Source organism: Pseudomonas sp. AGC41 (assembly GCF_057334555.1).
On record NZ_JBHFJB010000120.1, the window covers coordinates 4994 to 12380 of the forward strand.

General features: G+C 63.7%; 6 protein-coding genes. 3 read left to right on the forward strand and 3 right to left on the reverse strand.

What is annotated here, in order from left to right:
- Positions 1 to 19 precede the first annotated feature (19 nt).
- Positions 20 to 1168, reverse strand: coding sequence for a MalY/PatB family protein (locus ACE04F_RS21225; protein ID WP_486109753.1), 1149 nt, complete (start codon positions 1166 to 1168; stop codon positions 20 to 22).
- Positions 1169 to 2138: 970 nt separating this feature from the next.
- On the opposite strand from ACE04F_RS21225, the gene ACE04F_RS21230 reads away from it, so the two are divergent.
- Positions 2139 to 2855 (forward strand): methyl-accepting chemotaxis protein, encoded by a 717-nt coding sequence (locus ACE04F_RS21230; protein ID WP_486109763.1) that lies wholly within the window; start codon positions 2139 to 2141, stop codon positions 2853 to 2855.
- 165 nt (positions 2856 to 3020) lie between these two features.
- The gene (locus tag ACE04F_RS21235; RefSeq protein ID WP_486109755.1) at positions 3021 to 3284 is read left to right on the forward strand and encodes a DUF2790 domain-containing protein; all 264 of its coding nucleotides are present in this window, start codon (positions 3021 to 3023) and stop codon (positions 3282 to 3284) included.
- 63 nt (positions 3285 to 3347) lie between these two features.
- Here ACE04F_RS21235 and ACE04F_RS21240 read toward each other — a convergent pair whose 3' ends face one another.
- Both ACE04F_RS21240 and ACE04F_RS21245 read right to left on the reverse strand, forming a co-directional pair.
- A complete protein-coding gene (locus ACE04F_RS21240) occupies positions 3348 to 5585 on the reverse strand; it encodes a xanthine dehydrogenase family protein molybdopterin-binding subunit (RefSeq protein ID WP_486109757.1) in 2238 nt (745 codons plus the stop codon).
- A gap of 12 nt (positions 5586 to 5597) precedes the next feature.
- Positions 5598 to 6071, reverse strand: coding sequence for a (2Fe-2S)-binding protein (locus tag ACE04F_RS21245; protein WP_486109759.1), 474 nt, complete (start codon positions 6069 to 6071; stop codon positions 5598 to 5600).
- 261 nt (positions 6072 to 6332) lie between these two features.
- On the opposite strand from ACE04F_RS21245, the gene ACE04F_RS21250 reads away from it, so the two are divergent.
- Complete coding sequence (locus tag ACE04F_RS21250; RefSeq protein ID WP_486109761.1) at positions 6333 to 7268, forward strand: MBL fold metallo-hydrolase; 936 nt, start codon at positions 6333 to 6335, stop codon at positions 7266 to 7268.
- Positions 7269 to 7387 lie beyond the last annotated feature (119 nt).

The window sequence follows — 7387 nt, forward strand, 5'->3', positions numbered from 1 at the left end:
CGCCACAGGTGGGAGCAGATCAGCCTCTGGCCTTCAGGCTCCGCTCCATCCGCGCAAGACCTTCCTCCAGCAAGGCCCTCGGGCAACCGAAGTTCAACCGCACGAATTGCCCGGCGTCATCGCCAAAATCCATTCCGGCGCTCAAGCCGACCCTGGCTTCCTTCAGGAAAAACGCTTGTGGATCGTCCAGCCCCAGTCCGGAGCAATCCAGCCACGCCAGGTAGGTCCCCTGGGGCACGGTCATGGTCACGCCTGGCAGGCGGTTCTTCACTGCGTCGACCAGGCAATCCCGGTTGGCTTGCAGGTAGGCCTTTAATGCCTCCAGCCACGGACCCGCTTCGCTGTAGGCGGCACGAGTCGCCTCCAGGCCCAGGGCATTGACGCTGTCGACCATGCCGGCCCTGGCGCTGTTGACCCGCTCGCGCAGCCTGGCGTTCTGGATGATCGCAAAGGAGGTTTTCAGCCCTGCGATGTTGTAGGCCTTGCTGGCCGACATCAGCGTGATGGTGCGCTCGGCAATCTCCGCACCGAGGCTGGCGGTGGGGATGTGCACGCGGCCATCGAAGCACAGTTCGGCATGGATCTCGTCGGAAATGATCCAGGCGTCCTGCTCGATACAGATGTCCGCCACGGCCTTGAGTTCGTTGCGCCCGAACACTTTGCCCAGCGGGTTGTGTGGATTGCTCAGCAGCAGCGCGCCGCCGCCCTGCAAGGCGTCGCGCAACGCGGCCAGGGGCGTATGGAACTCTCCGTCGAGCGGGGTGAAGGGCAGCTCCACCTTGTTCAGGTTCCAGTTGCCCGGCGCATGACGCAGCGGGGGGTAGTTGGGCACCTGCACCACAACGTTCTGCTGCGGCTCGACCAGCGCATGCAAAGCCATGTTGAAGCCCGGCTCGACCCCCGGCAGGAACAGGATCTGCTGGGCCTCGACGCGCCAGCTGTATTTGCTCCATAGATCGGCGACGATGGCGGCGCGCAGGCTGTCCTGGGCCACGCTGTAGCCCAGCATCGGATGCTCCAGGCGCTTGTGCAGCGCATCGATCACCATCGGCGGGGCGGCAAAATCCATGTCGGCCACCCACATCGGCAATACCTCGGCCGGGTAACGGCTCCATTTGGTGCTGCCGGTGCCTTGGCGTTCGAACACCTGGTCGAAATCGAAAGTCATGGGGGTTCCATCAGTCAGGGATACAGAATCTGGCCATCATAAAGCAAAGAGGCTGGACCAAAAGATTGGTAGCTAATTGCCATTAATTTGTTTCAATGCGCTACAGTTTCGTCCCGAGACGTCGACACGTCGACGACGGCACCCGTTCATGACAAGGACAGCCCCGATGAAATCGCCCCTGCGCTTTAACGATCACTACCGTAAAGCCGATCGCATCATGCTCGGGCTGCTCTGGCTCACGCTCCTGTATTCGCTGGGCCTGGCATTTCTTCATTCGACCTTCACTCAGGCGCTGCTGATCGGCGCACCAACGTGCCTGCTGGCTACGCTGCTCTACCGGGGCATCGGCGGTACCCGCGCGATGCGCTGCATCATCGCCATGGCGCTGATGGTCATGGCCGCGCTGCACATCAACCAGACCCGAGGCGTGATCGAGTTCCACTTCGGCATCTTCGTGCTGCTGGCGGTATTGACGTTCTATCGCGACTGGCTGCCGATCGTCGTGGCCGCCGGTACCATCGCCGTTCACCACGTCGGGTTTCATTGGCTCCAGCATCAGGGCTACCCGGTGTTCGTGATGGATGCCCACGGCGGGTGGACGATGATCTTTGTGCATGCCTTTTATGTCGTCGTCGAAAGCGTGATTCTGATCTACCTGGCGAACCAGAGCCTGGCCGATGCAACGGACAACCAAGACGTGCTCGACAAGGTGCTGGCCGCCGCCGCGCAGTTGAGTCGTGACACCGACACACAACGCAGCCAGGGCGTGAAAGTCTCATCCGGCGAGCGTTTCGACCATTTCCTCTTGCAAGTGACCAACCTGGTGGACGGTGTGGTGCGCGACACCCGTGACCTGTCGGACCTCGGCCAGGACCTGTCCCAGGTTGGCCAGACCCTGGAAAACGGTGCCCGGCACCAATTGGACGAAGTGGCGCAGATGAGCGGCGCGATCGGCCAGCTGATGCAGGCCATGGAGAGTATTACCGGCCATGTTGGCCAGACCCTGCAGCGCGCCGGGCAGGCCAACGAGCAAGTCAACCGGGGGCGCACCACGGTTGACCAGACCCGGGAAGAAATTCTCGAACTGGCGGGGCGGATCAACCTGACCAATGAAACCGTGCAACTGCTGGCCGAGCAGGCGCAGCAGATCGGCCAGGTGCTGGACGTGATCAACAGCATCGCCGAACAGACCAACCTGCTGGCCCTCAATGCGGCCATCGAGGCGGCCCGGGCCGGCGAGCAGGGGCGAGGGTTCGCCGTGGTGGCCGACGAGGTCCGGACGCTGTCTCAACGGACCTCGACCTCCACCACGGAAATCCAGCAGATCATCGCCAAGCTGCAACAGGGCAGCCGTCAGGCTGCGATCGCCATGCAAGACAGCCGTGAAGGGGTCGAGCGTTGCGTGTCCGCTAGCCAGCAGGCCTCGCAACTGTTGCATGCCGTCGTCGAAGACATCGCCGTGATCAACCATTTCAACGATCTGATCGCCAGCACGACCCAGCAACAGTCCGCGGCGTCGATGGGTATCAATGAGCGCTTGCAAACGGTACACGCCGTGGCCGAGCGCAACGCCGACAACATCGGCGTGCTGACCCGCAGCAGCCAATGCCTGCCGCCTTTGGCGGAGCGGCTGGCGGCGCTGGGGCAGGCGTTTCATGGGACCGACCGACCGCTTGAGCGAAAATAGCATCGATACAAATGTATCGCTGTGTATCCAGCCCCGCTGTCGATACGAACTGATTCCCTTAAGCCCGTTGCTGACACACCCGAGATACCTCGCCGGCGTCAAATGAGCCCCATCGAGACAGCACAAGCCGTCTCAGGACCTCACTCAAACGCCGGAGATATCGCCATGAACCTGAAGAACCTCAGCCTCGCTTCACTGTTTGCCGTCCTCAGCCTCGGCGCCCTGAACGCCAATGCCCAGGACAGCGTCAAGCCGCACACCTACATGTACGGCGACCATCTGGACATCGCCAAGGTGCTGTCGGTCAAGCAAGGCGCGGGCTCGGGCTGCGGCGTCGTCGAGTCACGCATGACCTACCTGGACTCCACCGGCACGATCCGGGCGCTGGACTACAGCGCTCTGGCCCAGGGCTGCGACCAGGATAATTGATCGCCGATCACCGCTAACCGTGGCGAGGGAGCAAGCGCCCTCGCCACAGATGTTGCAGGCCTATCAAGCCAGGTTGAACGGCAACTGCCGCAGCGGTTTGCCCGTCAGGCTGGCAATCGCATTGGCAAACGCCGGGGCGAGGGCGGGCAGGCCGGGTTCGCCCATACCGGTCGGCGGTTCGGCGCTGGGGACGATGTGCACGGCGATCTGCGGCATGTCGGTGATGCGCGGCACGCTGAAGTCGGCGAAGTTGCTCTGTTGCACGACGCCGTCTTTCAACGTGACGGCACCGCCCGGCAGGCACATCGACAGGCCCATCAGCGCCGCGCCTTGGACCTGGGCTTCGACGCTGCGCGGATTGACCACCAGGTTGCAATGGACCCCGGCGGTCACGTTGTGCAGCACCGCACGCCCATCCTGCACCGAGGCCTCCACCACATAAGCCACCACCGAACTGAACGACTCGTGGACCGCCACGCCCCAGGCCTGGCCGGCGGGCAGTTGACGCTTGCCATACTCGCTCTTGTCCACCGCCAGTTGCAGCGCCGCGCGATGCCGTGGGCTCTGATCGCCGAACAGTTTCATGCGATACGCCACCGGGTCCTGTTTCGTCGCGCGGGCGATGTCGTCGATCAAGGTCTCCATCACAAAGGCGGTATGGGTGGAACCCACGCTGCGCCACCACAGCACCGGCACGTTGAGCTTGGGATGATGCACGGACAAGCGCATCGGCAGCGGGTAGGGATCGCGCATGCCTTCGGTCGCGGTGGGGTCGATGCCGTTTTTCATCTGCCCGCCGAACAGCGTGCCGGTGAGGATGGATTGCCCGACTAGGGCGTGGTCCCAGGCCAGGACCTTGCCGCTGTCGTCAAAACCGATGCGCGCGCGGTGCAGGTGCATCGGGCGGTAGTAGCCACCCTTGATGTCATCTTCTCGACTCCACAGCGTGCGCACCGGCGCATCGATGCCGGCAGCGCGAGCGGCCTTGGCCACTTCACAAGCCTGCACGACGAAATCATTACTGGGCACGCCACGCCGGCCGAAGCCGCCGCCCGCCGTCTGTACATTGACCTGGACTTGCTCGGGCTTGAGACCCAGCACCTTCGCCGCCGCCGCGCCATCGCCGCCGGGGAATTGCGTGCCGACCCACAACTGGGCGCGGCCCTCGGACAACTGGACGGTGCAGTTCAGCGGCTCCATGGGCGCGTGGGCCAGATAAGGGAAAATGAACTCGGCCTCCAGCTGATGCGGCGCCGTGGCGAGTGGTTTCATGTCGGCATCAAAGTGGACCAGGCCGGGCTTGCCGGCCAGTTCCCGGTACTGAGCGAGCTGTTTTTCCGTGTCGACTTTTTCGACTTTGGCCACGTCCCACTCGACTTTCAGCGCATCGCGCCCCAGCTTCGCCGGCCAGTAACCGTCGGTGACCACGGCAACGCCTTCGGCGCCGCCGTCCAGCGGCACGCGCAATACGGCTTTCACGCCTTTGGTCGCCCGTGCGGCGCTGTCGTCCAAGGACGCGATCCGGGCACCGAACACCGGTGGCCGGGCGACCACGGCGGTCAGTTGCCCCGGCAGTTGCACGTCAATGCCGAAATCCTGCTGGCCGCTGCTCTTGGCCTTGGCATCGAGGCGGGTGGTGGCCTGGCCGATGAGGCGAAAATCCTTGGGATCCTTGAGCGTGACCTTCTCCGGAACGGGCAACGCCATGGCTGCTTCGGCGAGCTCGCCGTAACTGGCCTTGCGGCCGCCGGGGCCAAGCACCGTGCCGTTTTGCGTGGTCAGGCTCGCCACATCGACGTTCCAGCGCGCGGCGGCAGCGGTGAGCAGCATGGCGCGGGCGCGGGCGCCCAGTTCGCGGTATTGGGTGTAGCTGTTCTTGATCGAATTGGAGCCACCGGTGAGGTGAATGCCAAACGCCGGGTCCATGTAGGCCGAGTCGTTGCTGCCGTTGCGCGTGCGCACCAGGCTCCAGTCGGCGTCGAGCTCCTCGGCGAGGATCATCGGCAGGCCGGTCTGGACACCCTGGCCGAACTCCAGGCGATTGATCGTTACGGTGACTTCGCCATTCGGCGCGATCTGTACGAAGGCCGAAGGTTGTTGAGTCGGCTTGAGCGCGCCGTCGCCGCCGTTGGCCTGTTGCCCCAAGGCCAGCTGAGGAAACGCGCCCAAGGCCAGGCCGCCGATACCGACGATCTTGAGAAAGCTGCGCCGGGGCAGGGTGGCGGGGCCGTCGCTGGCGTCGCGTTCAAGCAGGTGCTGCAAGGCGCGCGGAAGCTCGTTGGGAAAAATCTCGTTCAGCATGGCGAGCTCCTGTCAGGCGAGGGTCTTGGCGGCATCGCCCACCGCGGCGCGAATACGGGCGTAGGTGCCGCAGCGGCAGATATTGCCGGCCATGGCCGAGTCGATCTCGGCTGGCGTGGGTTGCTTGCCCTTGGGCTGTGCCTTGAGGAACGCCGTGGCGCTCATGATTTGGCCGCTCTGGCAGTAACCGCATTGCGCCACGTCATGTTTGACCCAGGCGTCGTGCACGGCACTGCCCACCGGGTCGCTGCCGTCGGTGGCCGCTTCGATGGTGGTGATTTTCTTGCCAACCGCGGCGGCAACGGGCGTCACGCAGGAGCGAATGGCCTGGCCATCCAGATGAACGGTACAGGCGCCACACAAGGCTGCGCCGCAGCCGAACTTGGTGCCGGTCATGCCCAGCGTGTCGCGCAGGGCCCAGAGAATCGGGGTGCCGGGATCTACGTCGACCGTGTGTTCACGGCCATTGATATTGAGGGCGCTCATAGTCGGACCAGCTCCAGATGGTTTGGCACCGATTACTATAGAAAGCATCGGCGGGGAAAGCTTGCACGATCCGGTCCGATGATTGCCCAATCTTGCAAATCCACCGTCCTTTCGTTTGAAACGCCCACGCCAAGATGTGTGCCGGCCATACCCCCGTATGGTATCGAGCGCGCCGCGCCGCGATGCACACTCGTTCTCCAGGTGATCAGCTGTTTCGTATTGAACAGCGCGATCCCCTCATTCGAGAACAGGAGAGCGAAGATGACCACGGTTCTGCAACACACTGCCCAGAAAGACCAGTCAAAGCTGAGTCAGACAGCCACCGAGGAGCTGGTGCCTTCGCGCTATGCGCTCAAGGTTGGCGACATCGATGTGCTGGTGGTCAGCGATGGCGTGCTGCCGCTGCCGACCTCGACCATGTCGACCAATGCCGACCCGGCCGCCCGTGCCGCCTGGTTCAGGGACATGTACCTGGGGCCGGATGCGTTCGATTGGGCGCTGAACGTGCTGGTGGTGCGCAGCGGCGAGCAGACGTTGCTGGTCGACGCGGGACTGGGCGGGCAGTTTCCCGGCTTCCCGCGTGCCGGGCAGTTCCCCCGGCGCTTGGAGGCTGCCGGGATCGAGCTGTCGTCCATCACCGATGTGGTGATCACCCACATGCACATGGACCACATTGGCGGGCTGCTCGTCGAGGACGTGAAGAACCGCTTGAGTCCCGACGTACGGATCCACGTCTGCGCGACCGAAGTCGCGTTCTGGGCGGCGCCGGATTTCACCCGCACCGACATGCCCGCGCCAGTGCCGGACGTGCTGCGGGCAACCGCCCGGCAATTCATGGATGTCTACCGCGACAGACTGCAGACCTTTGAACAGGAGCATGAAGTCGCGCCAGGCGTCGTGGTCAAGCGCACTGGTGGCCATACCCCGGGGCACAGCGTGGTTTACGTCAAATCGGGCAACGAAAAGCTGACGTTTGCCGGCGATGCCTTGTTTCCGGTGGCCTTCGACCATCCCGACTGGCAAAACGGCTTCGAGCACGACCCGGAAGAAGCCGTGCGCGTTCGCGTACGCTTGCTGCAAGAGGCCGCCGCGAGCGGCGAATGGTTCGTCGCGACCCACCTGTCGTTCCCTTCCGTGGGCCGCGTGGCGGTAGACGGGGACGCGTTTCGTTGGGTGGCGGGTTCCTGGGATTATTGATCGGCGGCTATGCCGGCATTCGACAGCCGCAGTTTCCATGGCACATACAGAACCCCTATGGGCAGAACCCCTGTGGGAGCGAGCCTGCTCGCGAAGGGGCCAGTAAATTCAACATTTTC